Source organism: Shimazuella sp. NTD247 (assembly GCF_059510415.1).
The window spans coordinates 210,989-237,343 of record NZ_JCAJZU010000007.1 but is presented as its reverse complement, the minus strand read 5'-3'; the positions used below and the strand labels follow the sequence as shown (position 1 = coordinate 237,343).

The window sequence follows — 26,355 nt, the reverse complement described above, 5'->3', positions numbered from 1 at the left end:
GTACCATATCAAGTGTTATCTTAATTCGTCGCCTTCGTCATCTTTTTTTGCCGATAAGCTCGTACTACTTGAAATACTACAATACCAAGCAGAATTATTCCTAAGGCTACATATCCCCAATTACGTGTTTCTACAGCAATGGCAGGGATTGCTTCTCCAAACTGATATCCTAACCAAAAGAATACACCCGTCCAAACTAATCCAATCGAATAAGAATAAAGCGCATACTGGGGAAATTTCATTTTATGACTGCCCACTACATATGGAATCACATGGCGAACAACTGGGAGAAAATAACTGACCACTAATGCGAATTTCCCATATTTATCAACCAGTTTCTCTGATCGAATGAAATAAGGTTTCCATTTTTCTTTCTCCTGAAGTTTCTTTGTCCAAGTTACTCCATACACTCTTCCTAATGTATATCCAATCGATAAGCCAGATACAACGCCTAAGTATGTGACTACAAATGATGGAACTAAGTGTAATACACCCAAAGAAGAGACAAAGCCCCCTGTCATGACAATGACTTCATCTGGGATTGGCATTCCAACAATTCCAAGCCATAGGCAGAAAAACAATGCCAGATAACCATATTCACTAATCCACTGCATTAATTGCTCCATTCCCATTTGAATCCCTTCCTTTCCACCATAGCAGTAATAAAATGAAACGTAGAACAAGACAAAGATGAACTATTCCATAAATAGATAACTGTATAAAAAGGTTATTTACCATGCGCACACCTTCTTGGTTTACAAATGTAAACAAAACTCGGTGGTAAATTAATTGGTACAAATCGAACTTTTACTTCCTCAAAATGAGAAGAAAGATATTTTTTCATTTGTAGCGAATACTGAAATTGAACAAATATGCCATCGTCTCGCAAACAATGACTAGCTTCTTGCAAAATTCTTGTTGTTAAAGAGGCAGGAAAGTTGGCAAACGGCAAACAGGATATAATAGCATCGACTTTGTCTACTTTGTTTTTTTGTAAAACATACTGAATGGTTTGTGCGTCATCTGCATGTTTAAAATGAGGAAACCGATCCCGCAGCTGCCTACTTAGAATGGGATCATTTTCAAAAATAATGGTTTTTGTTTCTGGTGAGATACGATTGGCAATTTCTTGTGTAACAACTCCCGTACCTCCACCCAATTCGATTACTGTGTTTATTTTGTCCCAAGGTACGGGATCAACCAAAGCATTTACCAAAAACTTTGAACTGGGAACAATACTGCCAATGGTTTTCGGTGAAGTAAGAAATCTCTCCAGTAATTGAAAATGCATGTCGCCACTTCCTTTCATTGCCTTACATTCGAATGAGAAAAATTGAATAAAATAGTAACGTATTCTTAAGATTCCCCCGCAGAAAAATAGTTATAAGCGGATTTACAGATAACTAAAATCACGGTATAATAATATACGAAAAAAAAGAAACCGTGTTTCATCTAGTGAAACTAATAAAAGGAGGTACTTACTTATGGATCTATCTACCATACGTGTACCGTTTACTATCAATGGCCGTCCATATGTGATCTATGATATCAATCAACTGGAAAAACAAGGTTTGGGTGATATCTCCAAACTCCCCTTTTCCATCAAAGTAATGTTGGAAGCAGCAGTTCGTGGATATGATGGGAAAGCGGTTACCACAGAACATATTTCTCAGCTTCTCAATTGGACAAAAAGCAAAAGCGATAAAGAAATCGCATTTAAACCGGCGCGAATTGTACTTCAAGACTTTACTGGAGTTCCAGCTGTTGTTGATTTAGCTGCACTCCGATCTGCTATGGAACGCGTTGGCGGTAACCCCGAACGCATTAACCCATTAATTCCTGTTGATTTAGTTATTGACCACTCTGTCATGGTGGACGAAGCTGGTACAGCTACAGCTCTTACCACTAACATGAAGTTAGAATTTGAACGTAATGCAGAACGTTATCGTCTGCTTCGTTGGGCAAAAGAAGCATTTTCAAATTTCCGAGCAGTACCACCAGCTACAGGTATTGTTCACCAAGTAAATTTAGAGTATTTGGCTAGTGTTGTAACCTCCCGAGAAGAGAACGGCGAAACTGTCCTCTATCCTGACTCATTGGTGGGAACAGACTCCCATACCACCATGGTAAATGGTCTTGGTGTTGTTGGTTGGGGTGTAGGCGGTATTGAAGCGGAAGCTGGTATGCTCGGTCAACCACTTTATTTTGTAACTCCAGAAGTAGTAGGATTTAAACTCAAAGGCAAATTACCTGAGGGGGCTACTGCTACAGACTTAGCATTAACCGTAACCGAGCTTCTTCGGAAAAAAGGCGTTGTCGGGAAATTTGTCGAGTTTTATGGAGCTGGTTTGAGCAATCTCAGCCTAGCTGACCGTGCAACAGTTGCAAATATGGCTCCAGAGTATGGAGCAACGGTTGGCTTCTTCCCTGTGGATGAAGAAGCACTTCACTACCTTGCACAGACAGGCCGGGACAAAGAACATATTGATTTGGTTCGTGAATATTGCATCCGACAAGGTCTCTTCCGCACGGATAATACGCCTGATCCATTTTTCCGCGATACCGTCGAGTTAGATTTAAATGAAGTGAAACCAAGTCTTGCTGGCCCCAAACGTCCTCAAGACCGTGTAAATCTTAGCGATATGAAAAAAGTATGGCAAGAAACACTTGTTAAACCAATTGACGAACGCGGTTTTGGACTAAGCAAAGATACATTGAATACAAAAGGCACCATTACACGCAGCGGAAAAACATATGAATTGCCACACGGAGCGGTTGTGATTGCAGCGATAACTAGCTGTACCAATACATCCAATCCTTCTGTAATGATCGGTGCTGGGTTAATTGCCAAAAAAGCTGTCGAAAAAGGATTAGAAGTACCATCCTATGTGAAAAGCAGTTTAACTCCGGGTTCCCAAGTAGTAACCAAATACCTTGAGAGATCAAAACTACTTCCTGCTTTGGAATCTCTTGGGTTTAACGTTGCTGGTTATGGTTGTGCTACTTGTATCGGAAATAGTGGACCACTCGCTGATGATGTGAGCAACGCAATTACGGACAATGACTTAACAGTTGCATCCGTTCTTAGTGGTAACCGTAATTTCGAAGGTCGAATTCATCCATTGGTAAAAGCAAACTATCTAGCATCTCCACCACTGGTCGTCGCTTATGCGCTAGCAGGAACTGTAAATATTGACTTTGAGACAGAAGCAATTGGCAAAGACCGAAATGGTGAACCTGTTTATTTGAAAGATATTTGGCCAAGTTCTCTTGAGATTAGTGAAGTGATGGAACAAGCAATCGATAGTGAACAGTTCCGTACACAATACAGCAAAGTATTTGATGCAAATGAAGACTGGAACGCTCTTCCTACTCCAAAAGGTGTATTGTATGAGTGGGATGAAAAATCCACTTATATTCAAGAACCACCATTCTTTGTAAATCTAGATTCACAAATCGGCTCGATTGAATCCATTCGCGGTGCTCGCGCACTAGCTGTATTAGGTGATTCTGTAACCACTGACCACATTTCACCAGCAGGCAGTATTGCACCATCAAGTCCTGCTGGGCATTATTTGCAAGAGAATGGGGTTGCAGTAAGAGACTTCAACTCTTATGGTTCTCGCCGTGGTAATGACAGAGTTATGACAAGAGGAACGTTTGCCAACATCCGCATTCGAAACAAAATGGTTCCTGGTTCAGAAGGCGGTGTAACCAAACACATTCCTACTGGAGATATTGTCTCGATATACGAAGCATCCATGCGCTACCAAAAAGAAAACACTCCACTCGTTGTTCTTGCTGGAAAAGAGTATGGCACAGGAAGCTCCCGCGACTGGGCGGCAAAAGGTACCAACTTGTTAGGTGTTAAAGCTGTTATCGCTGAAAGTTTTGAACGTATTCACCGCAGTAATTTAGTCGGAATGGGAGTTCTTCCACTCCAATTCCAAGAAGGCGAATCAGCTCAATCACTTGGTCTAACAGGAGAGGAAGTATTCCACATTGCTGGTTTAAATGATCAAATAAAACCAGGCGATAAATTAACAGTTCAGGCAATAAAAGCAGATGGTTCCACCAGCTCTTTCCAAGCACTTGTGCGTCTAGACAGTGTCGTAGATGTAGAATATTACCGAAATGGCGGTATCCTGCAAACTGTCCTGCGCCAGATCTTAGATGATCAGGGTGTAACGGTTTAATTGGTATTAGCATATTAAAGAAACACATTCCACAACATGACCTGAAGTTTTAACTTTTCTACGACTACAGTCTTAAAAATGTAGCGGCCATCATTGATGGCCGCTTTTTTCTTAGCCGATTTAACATATGTATGAAAATCCAATAACCATTTTGAAAAAAGAGTTTCAATCATTATAAATATTTAGCGAATCCAATGAATCAATTGGTACAAACTATAACTTAGATAATACCATTGGATGATTCCTCAAAATGAGTCATTTTTTTGAAAGGAACTATCGAAGTGCAGAAAAAACATAATCCATCCTCCGACAAGCCTTAAAGTAAATAAAAAATATAAAGGACAGACGTCAAGTCTGCCCTACTAATTTATGGCTTTAACCACCAAAACTCTTTCTTCTCTTGTAAGCGAGCGATTTCAGCCAAAACCATTTTGATTTTTGGCTCTGCATCTTCCTTAGAAACATCTCCTCGCAAATATTCTCGCACTAGGTCAATATGTCTTTGCATTGTATCGATTAAATCCATCGCTGCTGTATCCATTGTTTTATTTGAATCTTTTCCTGATAAACCCATTACTTCTTGAATCAGTTTTTCCATGTCTAGTTGTTTTCTCATGATAAACGCCCCTAACTTTTTAAAGAAAAATATTATCGTTACTCATGAGTTTCTATCATATCAATGGAAAACATAATACGTCTAGAATGAAACACTAGTTATTTTTCCAACATTTCGATACAATAGATTTACAGAACAAACCTCCTCATGGAAAGGTATGTGATGAGCTCCAACAAGGTCAGGATCAATGGTCTGGAGAAGTTTCGAGTGCTGGCGAAGCTCTTTAACAACGCGGAGATCATCGACGATACCGGTAACCCTGACAAGCAGATGGGACTCGACGAGGCCCATCAGATCATTCTGAAGCATGGGTGGAAGATCGGCGTCATTCAGGGACGGCGTCTGGAGATCGACCTCTGGGGGGATGAACTGAATCCTGCCAACTACGAGCATCATAACAAGCACGCTACAGTGTCTGATCTCATCGCTGATCTGCGAAACAATGGAGGTACCGGCAGGCTTGGCTCAAAGAACAGCCGGAAGGGCAAGGGGAAGAAGAAACGGAACCTTCAAGCCCGACGTGCTGGCAAGCTCTTCTACTGATTCTGCTGTTTCCTACAGTCCGATCGATTGGAGTATTGGGATGTACTTATAAAGTGCATCCCAGAAACATATGCTACAAATATAGAATTTTAGCAGATATACATATAAAAACATATGTTTTAAAAAGTATTTTGTCTTTGCTTAAAAACTACTGTGTATCATTACGCAAGTGTCTATTGACTGTTTCCCTGCTCATTCCTAAAAACTATCCTATTTCTTCCTGTGTCAATATATCTTCCACAGGATAATCCCCGCAATAGGTAGATAATCATTTGCGAAATATAGGAATTCTTTGTTTAGAAGGTAATGTACTCATATCCATTCGTTTCTGCATTTTCCTAAGGTTTGTTTCTAAGATGCTTGCTACCTCGCGATACTTTTCTGGTCGTTGAGTTAAGTTTTGGTACCAATCATGAGCAGAAATTCTTTCTACTTCACTTGTAACCAGAGCTTGGACTGTTCCATGGTATTCTTTGGGACTTGTCAAAGAATGATGGGGAAATATCTCTTCTGGCAATAAGATATTTAGCAATATACTTTCCCCTTCGGGGTGAGTTCGTACTACTTTTAGTAGACCGCTTTTCAAATGATATAAATCACCTGCTACTCCTTGTAAAAAAAGAATTTCCCTCTATGAATGAACATCTTATGTTCACCTTCTTGTCATTTTTTTGTGGTAAAAATCACAGAATGTGAAAATTTAATACCATACAATAAAACAGTCACGAAAAGAAAATGAGATCATGATTGACAACAAAACCATTAAAGTTATTCAATCTACGATTTCTGTATTAGAAGAGTATGGTGAAAAAATCACAACACGCTTTTATGAACTCCTATTTCAAGATCACCCTGAACTGTACAACATTTTTAATGTTGTACATCAAAAAAAGAAAGAACAACAAAGAGCACTTGCTAATGCTGTATACCAAGCAGCAGTTCATATTGATAAACTTGCTACGATGCTGCCTGATCTTCAACGGATCTTCCAAATACATCGAAGTTTAGGAGTACAGCCTGAACACTATCCTATTGTAGGTAAGTATTTGCTATTAGCAATAAAAGATGTATTAGGTGATCTTGCAACTGATGAGATTATGGAAGCATGTGAAAAAGCATACAATGTATTGGCTTCTGTGTTTACTTCACAAGAAGAAAAACTTTATCAACAAGCCGAAAAGCAAACGGGCGGTTGGAGTGGTTGGAAAGAATTTATCGTAAAGAAAAAGGTTCCCGAAAGCAGTGTCATCACTTCTTTTTATCTTGTACCAACTGATGGTAAACCGCTACCTTCCTTCAAACCTGGACAATATATTAGTTTAAAATCAGCAATTCAAGAACTTGAACTCGATCAAATACGCCAATATAGTTTATCCGACGCACCAAATAAAGACTACTATCGGATATCTGTAAAACGAGAGGATTCCAATGGCACTCCTCCAGCCGGGATCGTATCTACTTATTTACACAAACAAATTCAAGAAGGAGATTCTGTCCAAATTAGTGCTCCTGCCGGTGACTTTTATTTAGATACAACGGAAAATTCTCCTATCGTCTTTATTAGCGGCGGTGTTGGTTTCACACCTCTTATGAATATGTTGAATACACTTGCTGAAGCGAAATCAAACAGACCAGTTGTAACCATTCACGCTGCTATTAACAGTGAATATCACGCCATGCGTGATCATGTAGAGCTATTAGCAGAACAGTCACGACTGATCAATTCTTATATCTGCTATGAAAAACCAACAGAATCAGACTATGAACAAAGGAATTTTGACAAAGAAGGTTTTATTGACCTTTCTTGGTTAAAGCAAGTTCTCCCACAAAATGAAGCAGAATATTATTTTTGTGGACCTGTTCCATTTATGAAAACCGTAATACAGAAGCAACAGTTACCGTATAATTTCTTTTTTATCTTATTTCTTTCTAAAAACAAACAAGACTCCATATGGAATCTTGTTTGTTTTTGAGAGTTTTGGAGAAGAAACAAAGTTACTTCCTCGCTAAAGGATATACTTTTATTTGATACTCTATACAGCTAAGCCGAAGGATTGGACAGTATTCTCCTGGGTCCTTCATTACCAAACTACCCGTGGGTCCCATCCTACCGCACAGATCCTGGTTTCCGCTCCTGAATTATCCAAACATTGTAAGTGGTGATAGTTTGTAAATAAATATGTTTGTAAATCCTGCCGAAAAAAGCGTTGAACTTAAGAACCCCATAGCCATCAAGCCAAGCACTGGCTGAGGAGTATACTGCATCTCCATGATATTCAGAGGAAGTGATGTTCGGGATCCACGATGTACATGAGGACAGCGTTCCAGCGGGACTTGGGGTTCTTCAGAGCGGCGGGGTCTATTGACGTCATCGCCTCCCGAATACGGATCTGCGCGGCTTCAGGGTCGAACGGAACCTCAATCTCGCCGTCCCACTGGAAGTCAAAGTGTGGGCGCTCGAGCTGGAGGAGATACAGGAAATGGATAAAGGATCGCAGCGAGCTGTTCCACAGGTAGATCTCGGAATCGTCAGGCAGGCAGTAGACTTTGCCGGTGTCCGGATCGAACGCGATGCCATCATAGGGGATCATGCCCAAGCCAATCCACTTGTCCGCTCTTGGCAGGACAACGGAGTAACGGTTCGCGAGCTTCTCGTCCCAGTCCTCAACGCGCTCGAACCGCTCTCCTATTTGCTCGTCCATGTCGAACCATGGATTGTCCCAGACCGGAATACCCAGTGTTCGCAGGACTTCCTTGGCGTCGGGATCCGAGACCACTCCGAGATTGCACTCTGGAACCGTGATCAGTTCGTCAAGATCAAAAACGGTCTCAAGCATCTCACGGCTGAGGACAACGGAACTGCTCATTCGCTGTTCCTGTCACTGGAGGATGGTGTCCGGATATTCGAGACAATCATCTGTTGATAGACGGGTTTTAATAATTTATCAGATGGTAGAACGCTTATGCCTTTGACATAATCCCCCATTATTTGAGGTGATATTCCCAATGCACTTGTCAACTGAGTATTCTTAATTTTAATGCCAATTTTATCTTCTATATCAAATATGATGTTCTTTTTTAGCACTTTTTAATCCCCCTTTTGATTTCTTTGAAGTTAATGATTTAGCAGTAAATTAGCAAAATTCATTGCAAATATTTACAATCGAAGAGGACAAACTACCCTATGCTAAGAGACAATGAGATGAATCCCCTCTTGTTCAACGATTGTTTCCATCCCACATCTCAAGCTTCTTTGAGGACGAATAGTTCTTTGACTTACTGGCCTTGACCTTCTCCGTAAGAGCATCAATGGCCCCAAGAAGTTCCTTTGCAGTCTTAATCTCAGTCTTAGCCATTTTTTCTACATATATCGGCCGAACAGTTAGGAATGTCTAACTGCAAAGGTAATTTATCATACATCTAGTGGAATTTCTATATACCTGTCAGAAGATTGACCGTATTTCATTATGATCATATACTTCTTTTTATTTATCACCTTCTGACGGAAGACTGATACCTTCCCTAGGCAGATAAAAAGTAGAAAGGCATCAATTTCAAAAGCCTCACATCAATCAAGTACGTCAATTTGTAGCATTATATTTCACGATATGAAACGCACCCCAAAAGTTAGATTTCTGGTCTAACTTTTGGGGTGCACATTTTGTTTCATTTATCCATTCTCTTGCACTTTCAAAGTAGAAAACGTTTGCATTGCTTTATACCACGCCTCTACTGTTCCTTCTGATACGCTCGCGGTTAGGTATTTCTTCCTTCCTAATCGACGACAAGAACCTTTTTCCAATAAAATCAAGTCATCTGCACATTCTGCAAATGCCAGATTGTTCGTACTGATCAACACAATTCGATCTTTTGGTTGATGCATAATCTCTTGCCAGAGAATTTGTTTTCCGATCGGGTCCAAACCTTTTGTTGGCTCATCAAGCAAAAGAATACCTGGATTTTTCACGAAACATTCTGCCAAATAATAACGTTTTAATACAGGACCGATTAATTTGGAAACGGCAGTTTTCCTCCAGCCTGCTAAACCCCATTTCGCAATACATTCTGCTGCATACTTTTTTGGAGAAGTTACCCGCCGTACCTGGGCAAAATAGAGTAATGTTTCTTCTACTGTTTCATCATAACGAAAAGCTGGAACTGTTGGCAGGTAAGCAATTTTATCTCTCCAGTCACTTAAGCTGGTAGAATCACTAGCTACCACACTTCCTCTTGACCAGATAAATCGCTCTCCTTCTCTGCTTCCATATGTTATTCTTCCATCGTCCGGTAATGTTGTAGCCGCTGTTAATCGCAATAATGTAGATTTCCCCGCGCCTTCTGGTCCTAAAACTACTGTCACACCTGCTCTTATAGTAGCTGAAAAGTCCAACAGCCCCAGATTTGTATTTGAATCGTTTTGAGAATTGTACTTTTTTGTGATATGAGACCATTCAATCCACAATGCAGACTCCCTTCCTTTCTATAACCTACTTGCACTAATTTCCTAATCTTCTTCACTTCATTAGAAATTCCACGCAACTAAAATTTTATCTCAATGGTAAATAATTCTATCTTGTAATTATCTTATCATGAATTAAAAAAAAGAAAAGATACTAGATACAAAAAACACAAAAATGTAAATAATAGGTTATAATGTCATTTATTTATAACAATGGTAATTTTAAAAAAGAAACCAATCGACTCTATTTTTATATAGGATCGATTGGTTTCTCTTATGCTTGATTCGCTTTTTTTGCAGCCTCAACTGGAGCTTCATAATTTGGATGGTTGGTTGCTTCTGAGCAATATTCAACATAAACCACTTTATCGTTTTTATCGACTACAAAAACAGCACGAGCAAGCAAGCGAAGATCTTTGATCACAACCCCATAAGCAGTACCGAAAGAAAGATCACGGTGGTCAGAAACAGTTTGAACTTGATCAATACCAGCAGCACCACACCAGCGTTTCTGAGCAAAAGGCAGGTCTACACTAACAGTAAGTACTTTTACATTATCTAATTTACTAGCTTCCTCATTAAAACGACGAGTCTGTGCATCGCAAACACCCGTATCTAGTGATGGAACAACACTAATAATTCGAACTTGACCTTTGCTATCATCTAGGGTAACAGGAGACAAATCATTTGCTAATACTGTAAATGCAGGCGCTTGATCGCCTACTTTTACCTCTGGACCTACAAGTGTTTTCGCTACGCCTTTAAAAGTAATAGCTGCTTCACGTTCAATTGACATCAAAATACCCCCTACTTATGTACAAACATGGATTCCATTTCTATTATTAACGTTTCAAACATTAGTTTATCATATTTCTTTGCGAATTCGATATTTCGAATTATGATCAAAAAAGAAATGAAACTTGTTCAAGCATCTCCATCATATCTCACTTCCGAGTAGATACAGGAAGTTACTTGCGTTAAAATATAGATGGTGATAAACATGGAAATCAAATTAACAAAATTAGCAGCCGCAAAACTGCGATATCATCTATGGTATGAAACCATTGATGTTCCACTTGCAATCCGCGTTGTATTGCTGACATCAGGATGCAATACTCCATCATTTGGTTTAGAAGTAATGGAACAAAAAGACAAGCAAAACTCCATTCGAATACACAATATCCCTTTTGTATGGTTTGAAGATGATGAAAAATGGCTCAATGGCATTTCCATCGATATTAATCGGGAAAACGGAAAATTTATTATTGATCATCCTAATTCTTCGCAATTAACAAACTGCCCAATGGAACCACAAGGAGTGGACTTACAAAGAAATGAATAAAATAATATGGGTTTTATTAGGGATATTTCTATTATTTTGTATATCTATCATCTATTTTTACATCAAGGTTTCTCAGTTTGATCAGACAACAACTGATAATAAACACCGTCAAGCAGCGATTGTTTTAGGAGCCGCTTTGTGGCACAATCAACCTTCGCCTGCACTTCGAGAACGGCTAAACAAAGCGATGCAATTGTACCGAGCAGGAAAGGTAGATGTTCTAATACTATCCGGTGGTCTTGGTAATGATGAGCAACAATCGGAAGCAAACGCGATGAGAACATATCTCCTGCGATATGGCATTCCAGAAAACAAAATGATTTTAGAAGACCAATCACGCAATACCAAAGAAAACCTAGTAAATACAAAATATATCTTAGAAAAGAAATCAATTACATCTCTCTACCTTGTCACGCATGATTACCATATGACACGCGCATTATTGTATGCAGAACAAGTCAACCTAACGGTTACCCCAGCTCCCGCTCATTCTACTGTTTTGTTTGTGCCTTATCATAAACTGCGAGAATGTGCAGCGTTATGGAAGTTCTACTTGTTTGACTAGTTGGAGTAACTCCTTATCACAAATATGAATGGTGATTAATTTAGCATTTAAATGGGGATTGGATGGCAATTCATGTAGAAAGCGATTGCCATCAGTGACAAGTTTATTTACATCTATCCCCATCCATATACTCGGATAAAGGGTTAACTTGGCGATAGCTAATTCCATTAATTTTCTTGCGCCAGCAACGTTACCATTATCCAAATGATAGCAAGAAACAGCTACTTGCAGCAAACCTTGATAAAAAGGTTCTCTGCCTTCTTCTAACCATAAATCTTCTAAAAGATCGTGGCACAAATAATAATCTCTCCGCTCGTTAAAGGTACGCAAAAATGTGATATACTGTCGTTCATACATCGCATTACCTCAAATAAAAAGGATGAGTACTGTTGAACAAAAACAATCTTGATTTAACTACAATGGTCTTAGAAATCAAAAATCAGCTGAATGTTGTCAATGCAGCGTTAATTCAACCAGAAGATTATACCTCAGCTAGTTATGATGACATTGTTGAATTGTACGACTATGTAAAGAAAAAACAAGGGAAATTAACACTGATGGAGATAGATGGTGTGCTGGACGAACTTCGTTCCTTACGTCAATCGAAGTAGCGCTTCAGTAATTCGGGAAGTGGTGTGCTTTTGCGGCTTTCTAAATTGATGGTCACGCTGGTAACCTCCGCATCTGCAACTACTTCTCCCTTTACATTTCTTACCTCCTGAAAAAATGTAAAACTACTTCTCCCACATCGGAGAGGTTTGGTTATAATCGTCAGACGTTCTCCCAAAGTCGCTTCTTTGCGATATTGAATATGAATGCTAACGGTTACAGTCCCAATACCCATCTGACTGAACTCCTCAAATGGCAGAGCCACTTGATTGTACCATTCTTCTCTGCCCCACTCGAGATACTCCAAATACTTCGCATTATTCACATGTCCCATCACGTCGATCTCTGTTGACCTCACTTCGATTGTTAGACAAACTTCCACCTTATCACGCTCCTTTCCCCTCAGTTTATATAGAAAACTTGCCTATTGGCAAGCCCTTTAGAAAGATGCCAATAGTTTTTGTTACTTGTAGGAATTTATTCGATTTTTTTAAAAAAACCGTGACTTCATGCTATTATGGTAAAATCTATCCGTCATCCTAATGGGGTCACAGAGGCAACTTTGCATTTAAAGCGCCTCACTCATCTTTGCATGATAATAAACCTCTTGACTAGAACGTATATTCTGATATAATGAGAATATAGAACTTTCGTTCGGAGGGAGTTTTGTTATGTATCGTTCTCTACTTGAATCTACGCAAAGTTTAGCCACTCCTGCTGTACCTTATATCACCATGGAAACAGATATTTTGCATAAATTGGAACAAGCATTTGCATTTGAGAAACCGTTGCTTCTTCTCTTTCAAAGTCCTTTTGGGCATCATCAATTTAGTGGATACATCACAGAAATCGCCTCGAGCAATCAGTGGATTTGTGTAGAAAATGGGACATTGACAAAGCGAATCTTTTTAGATCAACTTCTGCTAGTTATCGAGTGCACTTAATTTTTCACTTCATCCCAAGGACCTCCAAATAGAACACTTTTTTGATCGGGAGGATTTCCAGCGTTTGTTGAATTGGCTTCATAAATTTTTTCTTTATAAATAACTCGATCTCCTACTTGATAGGTTTGATCTTCATTCCAAACTGGATATGTTTGAATTGGTTTGGTACTTCTTGTTTGATCAGTTTTCTTTGTTGACGTGGTTGTTTCATTATCCGCTGAGGTTTTCATTGATGTTATCGATCTATTTTTATCCATTTGAGGTGAAAATTGTATAGGATTTACGATTGGGCTTTCTATGGTGACTTTCGCTTCTTTTGGAGTGGGAGTTTTTTTCTTGTTTGTTTCTGGCAAATGTACTAATACAATGGGAAGTTTGCTAGCTTGGTTGTCCTTTTTCGTATAAAAAAGCTCTTCATCAACAGTCGTAGGGAAAATAATAGAATAAGCCAAAAATGAAAAAATACTTAATCCTATCGAACTCACAAACATACGATTTCTTTTCATCTTCGCCAGTTTTTCTCGGGTTGCTTGCCTTGCAAAAGTTTCTAGTCGACTCTCTAACAATCCTTTGGAACTTGGCACTATATTTCCTTCTTTCCTAACCTCTCCTTTTCCCATTATACAAAAAATTGGGAAATTATAATTAGACTTCACCTTTAGTTATTTAAACGCAAGATTGCTAATTCCCTCTATGCGATATAAGGACGGTTCTTCTATCACATTGGATATGACTGAATTTAATATCTTTGACTTCTCGCCATATTGTGCTGTGATGATGATAGTTGTTAATAACTATCATAAAAGAGTGGTGAAAGATAAAACACTATCATAGGTTCACATCGTAACAGTAATATACATGTTGATCGTGAGTTGGATGTTGTAACAACAAGAGAGAAATACAAAACATTCCAATGAAGCGGGAGGATAATCTCCTGTTTTCTGCATGTGTTCGCAATCATTATCCTACGCGATCCTTCCTTTTATCCCCAAAAAAAGAATAGCTTTTTTTCAACTTAGGAGATGGAATTAGTACAAACTGTACAATAGATTTCGTTTTAACTCGATAATAGGCATTTTTATTAACATCTCTTTGATGAACTGCTTCCTTCAACTTTGCAAATGGCTATTTTTTTAAAATTAATTACATATCTATGTATTTATTCTTATGTTAAATATCAATTCTCTTTTTATATACGGTTCATAACTAATGCTATATAATGAAACTGTCATTGTTCCCCACCACGGGAGAAAAGTCATGGAATCAGTTCAGATCATCCGTGGTCTCACTGTAGACAAGGAGATGTTCGAACGAGCAACGGAGGGACTCACAGCGCACACGCCGGACCTGGGAATCACCTGGGAGAACTTCATCGATCAGAACAACTGGTTGCTCGTACCTGACCCTGACGAGTTCGGGTACAAGGCGGAGTACCTGGTCCACCGATCGGAGGAGCGGACGGTCAAGATCAACCTCTGGATGTCCCCTGATCTCCGTGACGGTGAAACTCCGATGCCTCACAACCACCCGTGGCCCTTCACGGCTTATGTGCTGATGGGCGGTTACACGGAGAGTCGGTACAAGGTGGTCGATGGCAGGGTCATCACCACCACGGAGGAGCACCATGCCGGAGACAAGAACAACGTTCCGATCGACCTCTTCCACGAGGTAACCTACATCCACGCCCCCGGCCGGACGCTGACGTTGATGGTCTGTGGTCGTGGGAACAAGGGTCAGTGGGGCTACATCGACCCGAATACGGGCGAGTACCGGGACAACCAGCCCGACCCGACATTCCTGATTCGTGCCAAGAAGATCAACCCTCGTATGCAATGACATTTCTCGCTGTTGAGAGATTCTGAACAAAACTCACAGAACGGTGGGTTACCCCACCATTCTGTGAGCCCTCCTTTAGGGTTTTTGCCAAAGACATAATCCTAAAGCGGACAACTGATACATTCAGTTGTCCATCCCACTTAACATAATAAATTGAATGAATACCTTCCCTCTAATTAACCTCGCGCTTTTCAAATAAAAGGTATAAAGTTGATTATGTCCTTTTTCAAAAAATAACCCTTTCTTTTTTAATACCCTCAATCTCATTCTATACACCCAACAACCGATTAAAAAAAAAGCATCATCAAAAGCATATCCCATAAGGGAAGTTGCCATGACAATGCTCAATATTAATTATCTCTACTTATTCAATCGCAATACCAAAGAATCAGCAGCTTCCATGATTACTTCTGGTAATGTTGGGTGTGCGTGAATGGTTAGGCTCAAGTCTTCTGCCAGTGCCCCCATTTCAATAGCAAACGCTGCTTCTGCAATCAAGGAAGAAGCTTCAGGTCCGACAATTTGAACACCTAAGAGTAAGCCAGTGTCTTTATCAGCTACTACTTGAGCAAATCCTTCGGATTGGTTCATGGACAAGGCCCGTCCATTGGCAGTGAAAGAATAGCGAGTTGCAACAGGATTGTATCCTTCTTCTTTTGCTTGTGCTTCCGTTAGTCCAGTATAGGCGATCTCTGGATCACTAAAGATAACAAATGGCATTGCTTGGTAATCAATTGCACTTTTCTGTCCAGCAATGACTTCTGCTGCTACTTTTCCTTCATAACTAGCTTTATGTGCAAGAAGAGCGCCGCCTGCACAGTCACCGATTGCATAGATATGGTCTACACTTGTACGGCATTGGTCGTCGATTTTAATAAAACCGCGTTCATCCAATTCTACGCCAATATTTTCTAAACCGATTTCATCGGTGTTGGGTTTACGGCCAACCGCCACTAGGCAATAGTCAGCAGTAAATTCTTTTTCTTCACCGTTGATGGTAGCTTTGACGGAAACTTCCTCGCCTTTGTTTTCTCCGCCTTGTACCATTGCTTCTGTAATAACTTCTACACCAATTTTTTTCAGTTTACGAGAAACAATACGTGTTAATTTTTCATCTGTACCTGGCAGAAGGGACTTCGTTCCTTCTAAAATGGTAACTTGTGCACCTAGTTTTGCATAAGCAGTTCCAAGTTCAAGACCGATATATCCACCACCAACAACAACCAATCTTTTTGGGACTTCTTGCAAATTGAGTGCTTCTGTTGAAGATAAAATACGTTTCCCATCAAAAGGAAGTATTTTTAATTCAAAAGGACGGGAACCTGTGGCAATGATAATATCTTTGAATTTATAGGTTTGACTTGAGTTTTCACCAACTACACGCACTGCATCTTTCGCGTTAAAGAAAACATCACCAGAAATTACCTCTACTTTGTTGCCTTTCATTAACTGTCCAACGCCGCCAGTAAGTTTCTGAACAACTCCATTTTTCCATTCCATCAGTTTTTGCATGTTCACAGCAACTTCGCCGTTTACTTCAATACCAACTTCGTCTGCTTCTTTAATTTGCGTAAAACGTTCTGCTGCACTGATGATTGCTTTACTTGGAATACATCCACGATTTAAACAAACGCCGCCTAATTCGTCTTTATCTACAATTGTTACACTGCGACCGAGCTGAGCAGCACGTGCTGCTGCAACATATCCGCCAGGACCTGCTCCTACTACCAATACATCTACTTCTTGTGCCAAATCTCCTACTACCATTTATCTCATCTCCATCATCAATAAGTTAGGACTCTCTATGAGGCGTTTTACTTGGCTGAGGAAACGAGCAGCCACATCACCATCGACTAAACGATGATCAAACGTTAAAGATAGAAACATGATCGAACGAGCTACAATTTCGCCCTGATAAACGACTGGTTTTTCTTTAATTGTGCCGACACCCAAAATTGCAACATCTGGCAAATTAATGATCGGAGTAAAATATTGAGCACCATAATTACCAATATTTGAAATGGTAAATGTACTGCCTTTCATTTCAGATGCATCTAATTTCATTTCCCGACCACGTGTCGCTTTATCATTGATTTCATCAGCTAAATCAAAAATAGATTTTCGATCTGCATCACGTAGAACAGGAACAATCAATCCTTTATCAGCCGCAGTTGCCATACCAATATGATAATAGTTTTTCAAAACAATTTCTTGTTTTTCATCATCAATTGATGCGTTTAATGTTGGGAATTGACGAAGTGCAGCAATCACTGCTTTCATAATAAACGGCAAATATGTCAACTTTGTATTGCGCTCTTGGGCAATTGGTTTTGCCCAGCTACGTAGAGCGATCAATTCGGTAGCATCTACCTCATCCATAATCGTAACATGAGCGGCAGTGTGCTTACTTTCCACCATTCGTTTTGCAATAGTACGGCGAATGCCTCGTAGTGGGAGACGTTCTTCTGGACCTTTTTCAACAGGAGTTTCATTAGCTGTACTGATATCAGAAGATTTCTCTGTTAATAATTTGACTTCCTCTGCTTCTGAAGACTTGTTAGAAGCTCCTCCATTGGCAAATATTTTCACATCTTCCGCTGTAATTCTGCCGTTCTCTGCTGAACCAGTAACCTGATGAATATCTACACCAAGTTCCCGCGCCAGTTTTCTTGTTGACGGTAATGCTAATACTTTTTGTTTTTTTCCTGAAGCAGACTTTTCAGCAGCTTGCACATTACTTTCTGGCTTTGCTTCTTCTGTTGTTGCTTCTGGTTTTGCTGGTTCTTCTGATGCTGCTTGATCCTCTTCTTGATCATGGTGGACTTCACCCTCGGCATCGATCACCGCAATAACAGAATGAACAATTGCAATTTCACCTTCGGTTACTTTTACTTCTTTAACTGTACCTGTTACAGGAGAAGGAATCTCTACGACTGCTTTATCTGTTTGAATTTCTGCAAAAGGAGCAAATTCTTCAATTTTATCTCCAGGTTTTACAAATAACTTAACAATTTCACCTTCGTGGATACCTTCACCCACATCAGGCAGTTTAAACTGATATGCTGCCATATGTAAGTCCTCCAATCATTCTAAAAGCTCCTAAGAGACGGTGGTATGTCCACCGCCTTACTTTAGTAAGACATTGCTTTTTGTATCGCTTTTTTCACACGGTCAGGGCTAGGAATCCATTCTTCTTCAATTAGTGGGAACCCAAGAACGGTACTTGGGCCTGCTACACGAAGAACTGGTGCTTCCAAATGGAATATGGCTTTTTCATTGATTTGAGCAATCAATTCTCCAGCGATTCCAGCTTGTTTTGGTGCTTCTTGTACGACAATTGCACGATTGGTTTTCTCGATGGATGCAACTACTGTATCCATATCCAATGGACTCAATGTACGTAAATCAACAACCTCGACGCTAATGCCTTCTTTTTCAGCAGCTTCAGCAGCTTTTAATGATGTATGAACCATTGCACCGTAAGTAAATATACTAACATCTTTTCCTTCTTTGATTACATTTGCTTTTCCGATCGGCACAGTATATTCGCCTTCTGGAACCTCCCCTTTAACGGAGAAGTATAGTTTCAAATGTTCCATAAAGAAGACAGGATCATTATCACGAATAGCAGAGATGAGCAATCCTTTTGCATCATATGGATTAGAAGGACAAACGACTTTAATACCAGGAGTTTGTGTAATAAGTCCTTCTAAACTATCACTATGTAGTTCTGGTGATTTTACACCTGCACCAAAAGGAGCACGGAATGTAACAGGACAGTTATAACGTCCACCAGAACGATAACGAAGACGAGGTGCCTGGACTAAGATAGAATCCATCGCTTCGAATATAAAACCGATAAACTGAATTTCTGCAATCGGACGAAAACCTTGTGAACCTAATCCTACAGCAAGACCACCGATACCAGATTCTGCAAGTGGTGTATCGAAGACGCGTTCTTCACCAAATTCTTTTTGTAAGTTTTCTGTCGCGCGAAATACCCCGCCATTTACTCCTACGTCTTCCCCAAAAATCAGTGTATTCTCATCCTTGGCTAATTCTACACGCAATGCATCATTTATCGCTTTCACCATTGTTAATTGTGCCATCTTTTATATCCTCCTATTCCGCATACTCCGCTTTTTGTTCTTCCAGATGGGGAGGAGTGGTTTCATACATGCTGTCAATCAAATCCACTATTTTCATTTTCGGATATTGATCTGCTTTTTTAATTTCATCCGCCACTGTTTTCTTTGCTTGCTCAATAACTTCTGTTTCCATATCTTCTGTCCAAAGCTTTTTATCTTCTAAAAATTTGCGGAACCGAGTAAGTGGCTCTTTCTGTTCCCATTCCGTAGGTTCTTCTTTGGTACGATATCTTGTTGGATCATCACCTGACATGGAATGTGGTCCAATTCGGTAATTTAACGCTTCAATAAGTGTCGGTCCTTCTCCAGCAGCAGCTCTTTCTTTCGCTTTTGATACAGCTTGATATACTGCAAGTACATCCATACCATCTACTTGGATTGAAGGAATACCCGCAGCAATACCTTTTTGCGCAAGTGATTCTGCAGCAGTTTGTTTGGTCACAGGAGTAGAGATAGCATAGCGGTTGTTTTGAACTACAAAAACAACAGGTAATTTATAGACACCTGCGAAGTTCATTGCTTCATAAAAGTCACCTTGTGAACTTCCACCGTCACCAGTGTAGGTAATGACAATATTTTTCGTTTTGCGTTTTTTCAACGCCATAGCAACACCCGATGCTTGTACATACTGTGCCCCAATAATGATCTGTGGTAAAAGTACATTAACACCTTCTGGAATTTCTCCTCCATGCTGGTGGCCACGAGACCATAAAAATGCTTGGTACATTGGGTAACCATGGAAGTGAAGCTGTGGGATATCACGATAACCTGGTAAAATAAAGTCTTCTTTGTCTAAAACAAATTGACTACCAATCATTGTTCCTTCTTGTCCCGCTACAGGAGCATAAAAACCTAAACGCCCTTGTCGCGCGAGTCCTGTAGCTCGTTGATCCCAAACACGTGTAAATACCATGCGTTTCATCAACTCTTGCAATTGTTCATCACTCAGATTAGGAAGTTCATCTTCATTGACGACTTTCCCTTCTGGTGAAAGCACAGAAAAAGTATGGATGGGAGCTACTTTAATTTCTGAATCAAGTAGGCTGTGTGCTTTCTGTTTGGTTCTGGCCATGAAAGATCACCTCGAAAAAAATATCAACAAAATTAAGTATGATTCAAACAAACTATTTAGAGCTGGTATTTGGTGTAGTATCCTGCTTGAGAAAAGCTCTTATGTAATACAGATGCAACTAATGATTTCGCTCATGTCTATCATACCGTAACCCAACCTCATCTTCAAAGCGCAGAGAAAGAATGCGTACACCACAGAAGTACACACCTGTACGAAATGATAGTTTATTTGTAGCATTTACTTAATAAACAGCCACTATACCAATTATACAGCCAAATAGTAGATTACCGAAAAATAGATGATACCCTCTATAACTCTACTGCTTTCAGCGGAAAGAAACAATACATAAAAAAATAGTATTTTTGTATGGTGTTCTATTTTATTTATAGAGATGATTTACTGGAATTCCTTTACAATACCCTTTATTTAAGGATTTCCATATTTACAACTAGATTAAGCAGTAAAAAATCAGGATATAATTACCACTCGTTTTTTGCTCTCCTTAATATATGATACTATATTACTATTTGAGTGCTGAATTCTTCCAAAATACCAATAAAAAAATAAAACTGTACTCAAACAGAAAGAGGGTCGGTTTGATGGATCAAATACAGAAAAATCCCCTAATGTGGGGAGATAAGCGTTACCATACATGGAATTATCATTTGAGAAAAGTTCATGGACAAAAAATTTGTAAAATCCCATTAGACGGGGGCTTCACTTGTCCAAACCGGAATGGGGAGGTTGCAGTAGGCGGATGCACTTTTTGCAGCGCTAGAGGATCTGGAGACTTTGCTGGATACCGCAGAGATGATATGGTGAAGCAGTTTGCATCCGGGAAAAAAATGATGCAAGAAAAATGGCCTCAAGCGAAATATCTCGGATATTTCCAAGCATTTAGTAATACCTATGCTCCTGTAGATGAATTAAAGGAAAAATATGAAGCGATCTTAGAGCAAGAGGATGTAATTGGGTTATCAATCGCAACCCGCCCTGATTGCCTGCCAGATGATGTAGTGGAATATTTAGCTGAGTTAAATAAACGCACTTATCTATGGGTGGAGCTTGGATTGCAAACAATCCATGAACATACTTCTGATTTAATTAATCGCGGGCATGACTCCAATTGTTTTATTGAAGGAGTTGCCAAGTTGCGCAAACATGGGATTCGTACTTGTGCACATATTATTCATGGATTACCAGGAGAAACAACAGATGAGATGCGAGAAACAGTCAAAGCATGTGCAAACATGGATCTTCAGGGAATTAAGATTCATCTTCTGCATCTCCTACGCAACACTCCAATGGTAAAACAATACGAATCAGGACTCTTGGAGTTTTTAGATAAGGACACATATGTAAACTTAGTATGTGACTCTCTTGAAATCCTGCCACCTGATGTGATCATCCATCGTATCACTGGGGATGGCCCTCCGGAGATCATGATGGGACCGATGTGGAGCACAAAAAAATGGGAAGTATTAAATGCGATTGATAAAGAAATGACAAGAAGGGGTTCTTGGCAGGGGAAATTTTCAAAACCTAGAAATAGTAAACAATTATCCACAGCTATTATGAATAAAAGATAAGTTCTGTTCATTGTAACGAGTTCTATCTCCTATAAAATAAATATATTTGACAAAAACTCGTACTAGTTCACCTAAACCACCCTCCAGTTAAACATGATAACGGGCTGGTGACTTTAACTCCAGCCCATCAATTATTCTTGTACTTCCCATCTTTCGGAACGAAAAATCAATTCAAATACAAAGAAAAATATAAGAAGAGGAACGAAAAGAAGGGCATAAGCAAAAGAATTCCCTGCCAAATTTCTTAACACTCCCCAAAAACTTGAAGCAAATGCCGCTCCTCCATAATCCACAACTGCATGCATCGAAGCACTGCGACCAGTATTTGGTCGTTTGATCGTTAAAATAATGTTTAAACCTACTTGAGCAAGACCAATACACATACCAACAAAAACCAATGTATACCACTTTGGCCAGATTAGACAGGGGACTGCAAGCATTAACAAACTCATTAAAACCCTCACAACCATTTTATCCCCCCACTTCCAGACCATAATGGGAATAAACACCCCTGCAAAACCCGCTGCGATATTCATCATAGCTCGAACTGGGGCACCTATGTTAACCCCAACATCAACAATCAAATAGGTGGTAACAACACCATAGACAATTGAAATACCTAACACAGGGGTTACCAATTTAAATATATCCCAATCCCAAACCCCCACACGCTGATTTTTCTTTTCCGGCAGAAAATCCTGTTTGTTGAGTATAACTTCCAAAAGCCCAACGATTGTAATAATTGGGCCTAACCAACCCCACCAACTAAATGAATGAATCAAAAGCACAGGACCCATCCACACGAATAACGCACTTGCAGCATAGCTCCAAATGTTTAGTTGCCCTAATCCTCGAAGTTGTTCCAAATTATCAGAAGGCAAAAGTGAACGAACTCGCATCCCGCATGTCACAATGCCAACCGCACAAGTAAAATCCCTTACGCTTTGAAGAATCATCATCTCCACCCAACTCTGTGCAAATGAAGTTGCAATACCAACAAACAGCATAACGACAAGGCTCATTCTTTGAACCTTTCTTGTTCCAAATTGATCCAATAAATAGCCGGCGGCAAATCCACCAAACATCGTTGCTAAAATAACGACCCCCATTACAATCCCTAGTGAAGAAAGCTGTCCTTTCTGTTGAAACCATACGGGAAGTGATGCCAAATATGCATCCATGTTATATACAATAGCTGTTTCCGTGCACATCGCAAAAATAATATTGAGGTTCCATATGAGGTTATTTCTGGGATGCATATGGATATTTCCTTTCACATTCGTTTCAAATCATATATTTTAAATAATAAGATTCATATATAAATATATGCTTGAACTATAAGAAATTAAAATAAAATTACGAAATCCAAAAGCGTATCATCTTATCCTCGGTGAATGTAGACTTTCCCCAATAATGGTATGAACTCGTCCTTCTTCCTTTCGGTCATCTTTCCGGAAACCAAAGGATTTTATGAATAATTTTCAAACTCATTTGTAGCAAAATTGCTTTCACTCAAAACAGACGCTCGTTGCTTTCTCATTTTTGGCTATTCCACAGAACAGGTGCAACGAAGGCAGCTTCCCCTTCAGCTGATCAGGTTCACATACATTGACCTCATTGTCCAGCGATTCTGAAAAGAAACAAAGCCTTTTTTTGTGTCAATAATCATGTACCCCCCACGCTTGGACTCCCAAAGAGTCCAGCGTGAGGGGTACGAGGCGAAATGCTCACAACACTATTTTTTATCTTATGAAGGGAGCAAGCCACCCAAGCGTTAAGGAAAACCTTCCTTGTCTTATTCTCTTTACTTTACACGACCCACGACAACGGCAATCCGGTTATAACCGGATCTAACGTCATTCGCACCAGAAGTCACAAACAGTTTATAATTCTTTACGATCTGCATACTCTCAAATGCTTTTTCTATTTCCTCCACGGTGAAACCCGCCATAGGAATTTCCACTCCATAAGGAGTGAGGTAGGGGCTTGATTCCAGTACAACAGTGATGGCGAAAAATCCGCCGCTCCTGACATACCGAAGTATGTTTCCCCATGTCCACTCACCCGTGAACTTGTTCCTGCTCAAAGCTTCCCCGATATAAAGACCCATTACTGCATCGTATTGGTACTCTGGTGTCCAAAACGGATTACCTTTAATTACGCGGGTAGAAGGAACGGCTCTATGGAAGGAATCGCGAAAGCGCTTCCCTCCTGTATGACCAATGAACGTGTCGTAAGGAAACCACGTCTCCGGAGTGTAAATTTCCTGTTCGTTTCCTCGAACATCACGACCATGGTACACCTGGTCATCGAGACCTAGAAGATCACTCATATATGCACGATCGTCTGGAAGAGCCTCAAGCTGATCAATGACACCATCTGGAGTGATGTATCCGACAGCTGCCATCGGGCCTAGGAAACTCGCACCTAGATTGAATACCCCAACCGACTCGAGGCTGTTTGGTTTTGCAGGAAACTCATGCAAAACAAATTCCAAGCTTTCCTGATCGTCCTTAGGACAGGAGTAACTTTTCAGGTAACTGATCGTATTGCAATATTTAGACCACAGAGGGAGGTTGTTCGAAAGTGTCGTAGAACTTTCCACGACTGACTCCTTTTCTAGTTGCTGTTAATGGATCGAATCCTAGGATCTTCTTTCCTAGAATTTTGGTAGGTTTTCAGAGGATTATCTTTTTATTTCCCTCTGAATTATGAACTTATCCAATTCGTCGTCCAACAACAAGGGCTACTCCACCATGATCCTCACGGAAGTTGATTCGAATTTCCTCCACCGTGCATTCCACAGGGAGCAGTCGGAACATTTCCTCCACATCCTCTATGGTTAGACTAACCGCTGGAAAGAGAGTGAACTGGCCTGCTGAGTAGCCTGTTGACCCAAGAACTACTGTGATCACAAAGGGAGCACCAACCCGCAAGGAGTTGATAAACGACCTCCACGCCGCAAAACAATCATCCTTGGTTCTTTTGATCGATTCGGCACAAAAACCAGAGGATCCAAATCCGAAATAATTCGGGAATCTCTCCCCTACTGTATCGATATCACCCCGAACGCCCTTTATCCGGCGGTAGTCATGGAAGAGTACGTTATTAAAAAGACCTGCGTTACCGTAAATCTCATCGCCTTTTCGCAGAATATGAGCACCATGCTCTCGCCAGATCGCACGGGTATCTGCCTTTACCTCACAATCAAGCATATCTCGACCATGGTAGAGGTGAGGACCCCCGTTTGAAAGGAAACTCATCAGATATTCTAGATTGTTCTGACTCTTATCCACTGCATAAACCATTCCAGATTTCAGAAATCGCAGGAGAATCATAGACCAAAGAGGATATGGACCTGCACCCATATCAATTCCAAGGCCTTCAATACTCTTAGGCATAACTTTCAACTTATGGAGTTTCTTGAAAGCAGACACCGTAGTCGCACGGTCAACTTTTCTGAAACCCTCTTGGCTGTATGTTGTATAATCTGCTGGATCGAACACATCAAACGATGTATACATAGCTAGATCCTTTTCTTCTATCTGTGACCATTGGGATTAATTTTAAGTATATCAAATCCATTTTCTGAGTAAATAGATTGTGTCAACTTATATGATAATTCATAATATGAAAATGGGCATATGTTTATCAAAGGCATTCTTTATTTCACCAGTCACATCAAATCACAAAAATCTTCAAGTGTAAGACTCAAAAAAAACATCCCTGTCCATTTGGGGATGTTTTTTTGAGAATAGAAAAAGAGAAAAAACCGATAGTTAACGGTTTTTCTTTTGTTTTGCAGCTAAAGCACTTAGACGCTCCTCGCTACTTTTCATCCACTTTTTCATCATATCTTCAAAATCGGTAGGATTATTATTGTTGTTTCTCCGTGATCCACCACGGCGGTCTCCTCCGCCCCGCTTGTTGTCGCGAGCAGGTCGATCATCACTCAATGCCTTGATAGAAAGGGATATTTTTCCGTTCTGATCAATGGATAGTACCTTTAATTTTACACTTTGTCCTACTTGGAGAACGTCTTCAACTTTTTCTACATATTTACTAGAAATCTGAGAAATATGAACCAATCCACTTTCTCCTGATTCTAGCTTTATAAAGGCACCAAAGGGTTTTGTTGACATCACTACTCCAGTAACGATGGCCCCTTCCTTTAACTCGCTCATTATAACACTCCCGATAGATAATCAGTTCTGTAAGAAGATATCATTATTTTTATTCCTTGTCAATGGGCGTTTATGACTCTTTACACGCGTTTTTCTTAAGCAAACAACACTTTTCATATTCAAGCAAGAAGAGACAGATTATTATTTGAATTTTCAATAATATACTATATAAGCTGTCTCCTGTTTAACAACACCATGAATTTTGTTATACTAGGCTGAATGCATTCAGACTGGACAATTAATTTAAAACAA

28 protein-coding genes are annotated in these 26,355 nt (G+C 39.9%); 9 read left to right on the top strand and 19 right to left on the bottom strand.

Annotation, left to right across the window (positions count from 1 at the left end; genetic code table 11):
• Positions 1–20 precede the first annotated feature (20 nt).
• Positions 21–632, bottom strand: coding sequence for a DedA family protein (locus AC5WOC_RS17695; RefSeq protein ID WP_496056746.1), 612 nt, complete (start codon positions 630–632; stop codon positions 21–23).
• Between the two features lie 95 nt (positions 633–727).
• Positions 728–1,291, bottom strand: coding sequence for a class I SAM-dependent methyltransferase (locus AC5WOC_RS17690; RefSeq protein WP_496056745.1), 564 nt, complete (start codon positions 1,289–1,291; stop codon positions 728–730).
• 193 nt (positions 1,292–1,484) lie between these two features.
• On the opposite strand from AC5WOC_RS17690, the gene acnA reads away from it, so the two are divergent.
• Positions 1,485–4,196 (top strand): aconitate hydratase AcnA, encoded by a 2,712-nt coding sequence (gene acnA / locus AC5WOC_RS17685; protein WP_496056744.1) that lies wholly within the window; start codon positions 1,485–1,487, stop codon positions 4,194–4,196.
• Positions 4,197–4,563: 367 nt separating this feature from the next.
• Here acnA and AC5WOC_RS17680 read toward each other — a convergent pair whose 3' ends face one another.
• Positions 4,564–4,812, bottom strand: coding sequence for a hypothetical protein (locus tag AC5WOC_RS17680; RefSeq protein ID WP_496056743.1), 249 nt, complete (start codon positions 4,810–4,812; stop codon positions 4,564–4,566).
• 162 nt (positions 4,813–4,974) lie between these two features.
• Between AC5WOC_RS17680 and AC5WOC_RS17675 the strand changes: the two genes are divergently transcribed.
• A complete protein-coding gene (locus tag AC5WOC_RS17675) occupies positions 4,975–5,355 on the top strand; it encodes a hypothetical protein (RefSeq protein ID WP_496056742.1) in 381 nt (126 codons plus the stop codon).
• A gap of 268 nt (positions 5,356–5,623) precedes the next feature.
• Here AC5WOC_RS17675 and AC5WOC_RS17670 read toward each other — a convergent pair whose 3' ends face one another.
• Positions 5,624–5,980, bottom strand: coding sequence for a Crp/Fnr family transcriptional regulator (locus AC5WOC_RS17670; RefSeq protein ID WP_496056786.1), 357 nt, complete (start codon positions 5,978–5,980; stop codon positions 5,624–5,626).
• Between the two features lie 118 nt (positions 5,981–6,098).
• Here AC5WOC_RS17670 and hmpA point away from each other — a divergent pair, with 118 nt between their 5' ends.
• The gene (gene hmpA, locus AC5WOC_RS17665) at positions 6,099–7,328 is read left to right on the top strand and encodes an NO-inducible flavohemoprotein (RefSeq protein WP_496056741.1); all 1,230 of its coding nucleotides are present in this window, start codon (positions 6,099–6,101) and stop codon (positions 7,326–7,328) included.
• A 303-nt stretch (positions 7,329–7,631) separates the two neighbouring features.
• Here the strand turns inward: hmpA and AC5WOC_RS17660 are convergent, their stop codons facing one another.
• The 4 genes from AC5WOC_RS17660 to tpx all read right to left on the bottom strand — a co-directional run bounded on the left by AC5WOC_RS17660 (position 7,632) and on the right by tpx (position 10,610).
• The gene (locus AC5WOC_RS17660) at positions 7,632–8,222 is read right to left on the bottom strand and encodes an SUKH-4 family immunity protein (RefSeq protein WP_496056740.1); all 591 of its coding nucleotides are present in this window, start codon (positions 8,220–8,222) and stop codon (positions 7,632–7,634) included.
• Positions 8,219–8,440 (bottom strand): hypothetical protein, encoded by a 222-nt coding sequence (locus AC5WOC_RS17655; RefSeq protein WP_496056739.1) that lies wholly within the window; start codon positions 8,438–8,440, stop codon positions 8,219–8,221. The genes AC5WOC_RS17660 and AC5WOC_RS17655 overlap by 4 nt, the downstream gene beginning before the upstream one ends.
• A gap of 585 nt (positions 8,441–9,025) precedes the next feature.
• The gene (locus tag AC5WOC_RS17650) at positions 9,026–9,817 is read right to left on the bottom strand and encodes an ATP-binding cassette domain-containing protein (protein WP_496056738.1); all 792 of its coding nucleotides are present in this window, start codon (positions 9,815–9,817) and stop codon (positions 9,026–9,028) included.
• Positions 9,818–10,088: 271 nt separating this feature from the next.
• Positions 10,089–10,610 carry a thiol peroxidase gene (gene tpx, locus AC5WOC_RS17645; RefSeq protein ID WP_496056737.1) on the bottom strand — a complete coding sequence of 174 codons (522 nt, stop codon included), beginning with the start codon at positions 10,608–10,610 and terminating at the stop codon, positions 10,089–10,091.
• 204 nt (positions 10,611–10,814) lie between these two features.
• On the opposite strand from tpx, the gene AC5WOC_RS17640 reads away from it, so the two are divergent.
• A complete protein-coding gene (locus AC5WOC_RS17640) occupies positions 10,815–11,156 on the top strand; it encodes a hypothetical protein (protein ID WP_496056736.1) in 342 nt (113 codons plus the stop codon).
• Positions 11,149–11,721, top strand: a complete 573-nt coding sequence (locus AC5WOC_RS17635; RefSeq protein ID WP_496056735.1) for a YdcF family protein — start codon at positions 11,149–11,151, stop codon at positions 11,719–11,721. Before AC5WOC_RS17640 ends, AC5WOC_RS17635 begins: the two co-directional genes overlap by 8 nt.
• On the opposite strand, the gene AC5WOC_RS17630 is transcribed toward AC5WOC_RS17635, so the two are convergent.
• Positions 11,695–12,078, bottom strand: a complete 384-nt coding sequence (locus AC5WOC_RS17630) for a DUF309 domain-containing protein (RefSeq protein ID WP_496056734.1) — start codon at positions 12,076–12,078, stop codon at positions 11,695–11,697. The genes AC5WOC_RS17635 and AC5WOC_RS17630 overlap by 27 nt on opposite strands.
• Positions 12,079–12,110: 32 nt before the next feature.
• Between AC5WOC_RS17630 and AC5WOC_RS17625 the strand changes: the two genes are divergently transcribed.
• On the top strand, positions 12,111–12,332 hold the full coding sequence (locus tag AC5WOC_RS17625) for a DUF1128 family protein (RefSeq protein WP_496056733.1): 222 nt from the start codon (positions 12,111–12,113) through the stop codon (positions 12,330–12,332).
• On the opposite strand, the gene AC5WOC_RS17620 is transcribed toward AC5WOC_RS17625, so the two are convergent.
• Positions 12,320–12,712: an acyl-CoA thioesterase gene (locus tag AC5WOC_RS17620; RefSeq protein ID WP_496056732.1), complete on the bottom strand. Its 393-nt coding sequence runs from the start codon at positions 12,710–12,712 to the stop codon at positions 12,320–12,322. The two genes, AC5WOC_RS17625 and AC5WOC_RS17620, sit on opposite strands and share 13 nt — an antisense overlap.
• A 289-nt stretch (positions 12,713–13,001) precedes the next feature.
• Between AC5WOC_RS17620 and AC5WOC_RS17615 the strand changes: the two genes are divergently transcribed.
• Positions 13,002–13,274: a hypothetical protein gene (locus tag AC5WOC_RS17615; RefSeq protein ID WP_496056731.1), complete on the top strand. Its 273-nt coding sequence runs from the start codon at positions 13,002–13,004 to the stop codon at positions 13,272–13,274.
• On the opposite strand, the gene AC5WOC_RS17610 is transcribed toward AC5WOC_RS17615, so the two are convergent.
• Positions 13,271–13,858 carry a carbohydrate-binding protein gene (locus AC5WOC_RS17610; protein ID WP_496056730.1) on the bottom strand — a complete coding sequence of 196 codons (588 nt, stop codon included), beginning with the start codon at positions 13,856–13,858 and terminating at the stop codon, positions 13,271–13,273. The two genes, AC5WOC_RS17615 and AC5WOC_RS17610, sit on opposite strands and share 4 nt — an antisense overlap.
• A 673-nt stretch (positions 13,859–14,531) precedes the next feature.
• Between AC5WOC_RS17610 and AC5WOC_RS17605 the strand changes: the two genes are divergently transcribed.
• Positions 14,532–15,110, top strand: a complete 579-nt coding sequence (locus AC5WOC_RS17605) for a hypothetical protein (protein WP_496056729.1) — start codon at positions 14,532–14,534, stop codon at positions 15,108–15,110.
• 360 nt (positions 15,111–15,470) lie between these two features.
• On the opposite strand, the gene lpdA is transcribed toward AC5WOC_RS17605, so the two are convergent.
• From lpdA to pdhA, 4 genes are all read right to left on the bottom strand, one after another.
• Complete coding sequence (lpdA, locus tag AC5WOC_RS17600) at positions 15,471–16,877, bottom strand: dihydrolipoyl dehydrogenase (RefSeq protein WP_496056728.1); 1,407 nt, start codon at positions 16,875–16,877, stop codon at positions 15,471–15,473.
• Positions 16,878–18,179 carry a dihydrolipoamide acetyltransferase family protein gene (locus AC5WOC_RS17595; RefSeq protein WP_496056727.1) on the bottom strand — a complete coding sequence of 434 codons (1,302 nt, stop codon included), beginning with the start codon at positions 18,177–18,179 and terminating at the stop codon, positions 16,878–16,880.
• Between the two features lie 62 nt (positions 18,180–18,241).
• Positions 18,242–19,219, bottom strand: coding sequence for an alpha-ketoacid dehydrogenase subunit beta (locus AC5WOC_RS17590; protein WP_496056726.1), 978 nt, complete (start codon positions 19,217–19,219; stop codon positions 18,242–18,244).
• Between the two features lie 13 nt (positions 19,220–19,232).
• Complete coding sequence (pdhA, locus tag AC5WOC_RS17585) at positions 19,233–20,330, bottom strand: pyruvate dehydrogenase (acetyl-transferring) E1 component subunit alpha (protein WP_496056725.1); 1,098 nt, start codon at positions 20,328–20,330, stop codon at positions 19,233–19,235.
• Between the two features lie 599 nt (positions 20,331–20,929).
• Between pdhA and mnmL the strand changes: the two genes are divergently transcribed.
• Positions 20,930–21,919: a tRNA modification radical SAM protein MnmL/YtqA gene (gene mnmL / locus AC5WOC_RS17580; RefSeq protein ID WP_496056724.1), complete on the top strand. Its 990-nt coding sequence runs from the start codon at positions 20,930–20,932 to the stop codon at positions 21,917–21,919.
• Between the two features lie 131 nt (positions 21,920–22,050).
• Here the strand turns inward: mnmL and AC5WOC_RS17575 are convergent, their stop codons facing one another.
• From AC5WOC_RS17575 to AC5WOC_RS17560, 4 genes are all read right to left on the bottom strand, one after another.
• Positions 22,051–23,178, bottom strand: coding sequence for an MFS transporter (locus AC5WOC_RS17575; protein ID WP_496056723.1), 1,128 nt, complete (start codon positions 23,176–23,178; stop codon positions 22,051–22,053).
• A gap of 545 nt (positions 23,179–23,723) precedes the next feature.
• Entirely contained in the window at positions 23,724–24,524 is an 801-nt protein-coding gene (locus AC5WOC_RS17570; RefSeq protein WP_496056722.1) for a hypothetical protein, read from the bottom strand.
• A 112-nt stretch (positions 24,525–24,636) separates the two neighbouring features.
• Complete coding sequence (locus AC5WOC_RS17565; RefSeq protein ID WP_496056721.1) at positions 24,637–25,443, bottom strand: hypothetical protein; 807 nt, start codon at positions 25,441–25,443, stop codon at positions 24,637–24,639.
• A 255-nt stretch (positions 25,444–25,698) separates the two neighbouring features.
• Positions 25,699–26,103, bottom strand: a complete 405-nt coding sequence (locus AC5WOC_RS17560) for a S1 RNA-binding domain-containing protein (protein WP_496056720.1) — start codon at positions 26,101–26,103, stop codon at positions 25,699–25,701.
• Positions 26,104–26,355 lie beyond the last annotated feature (252 nt).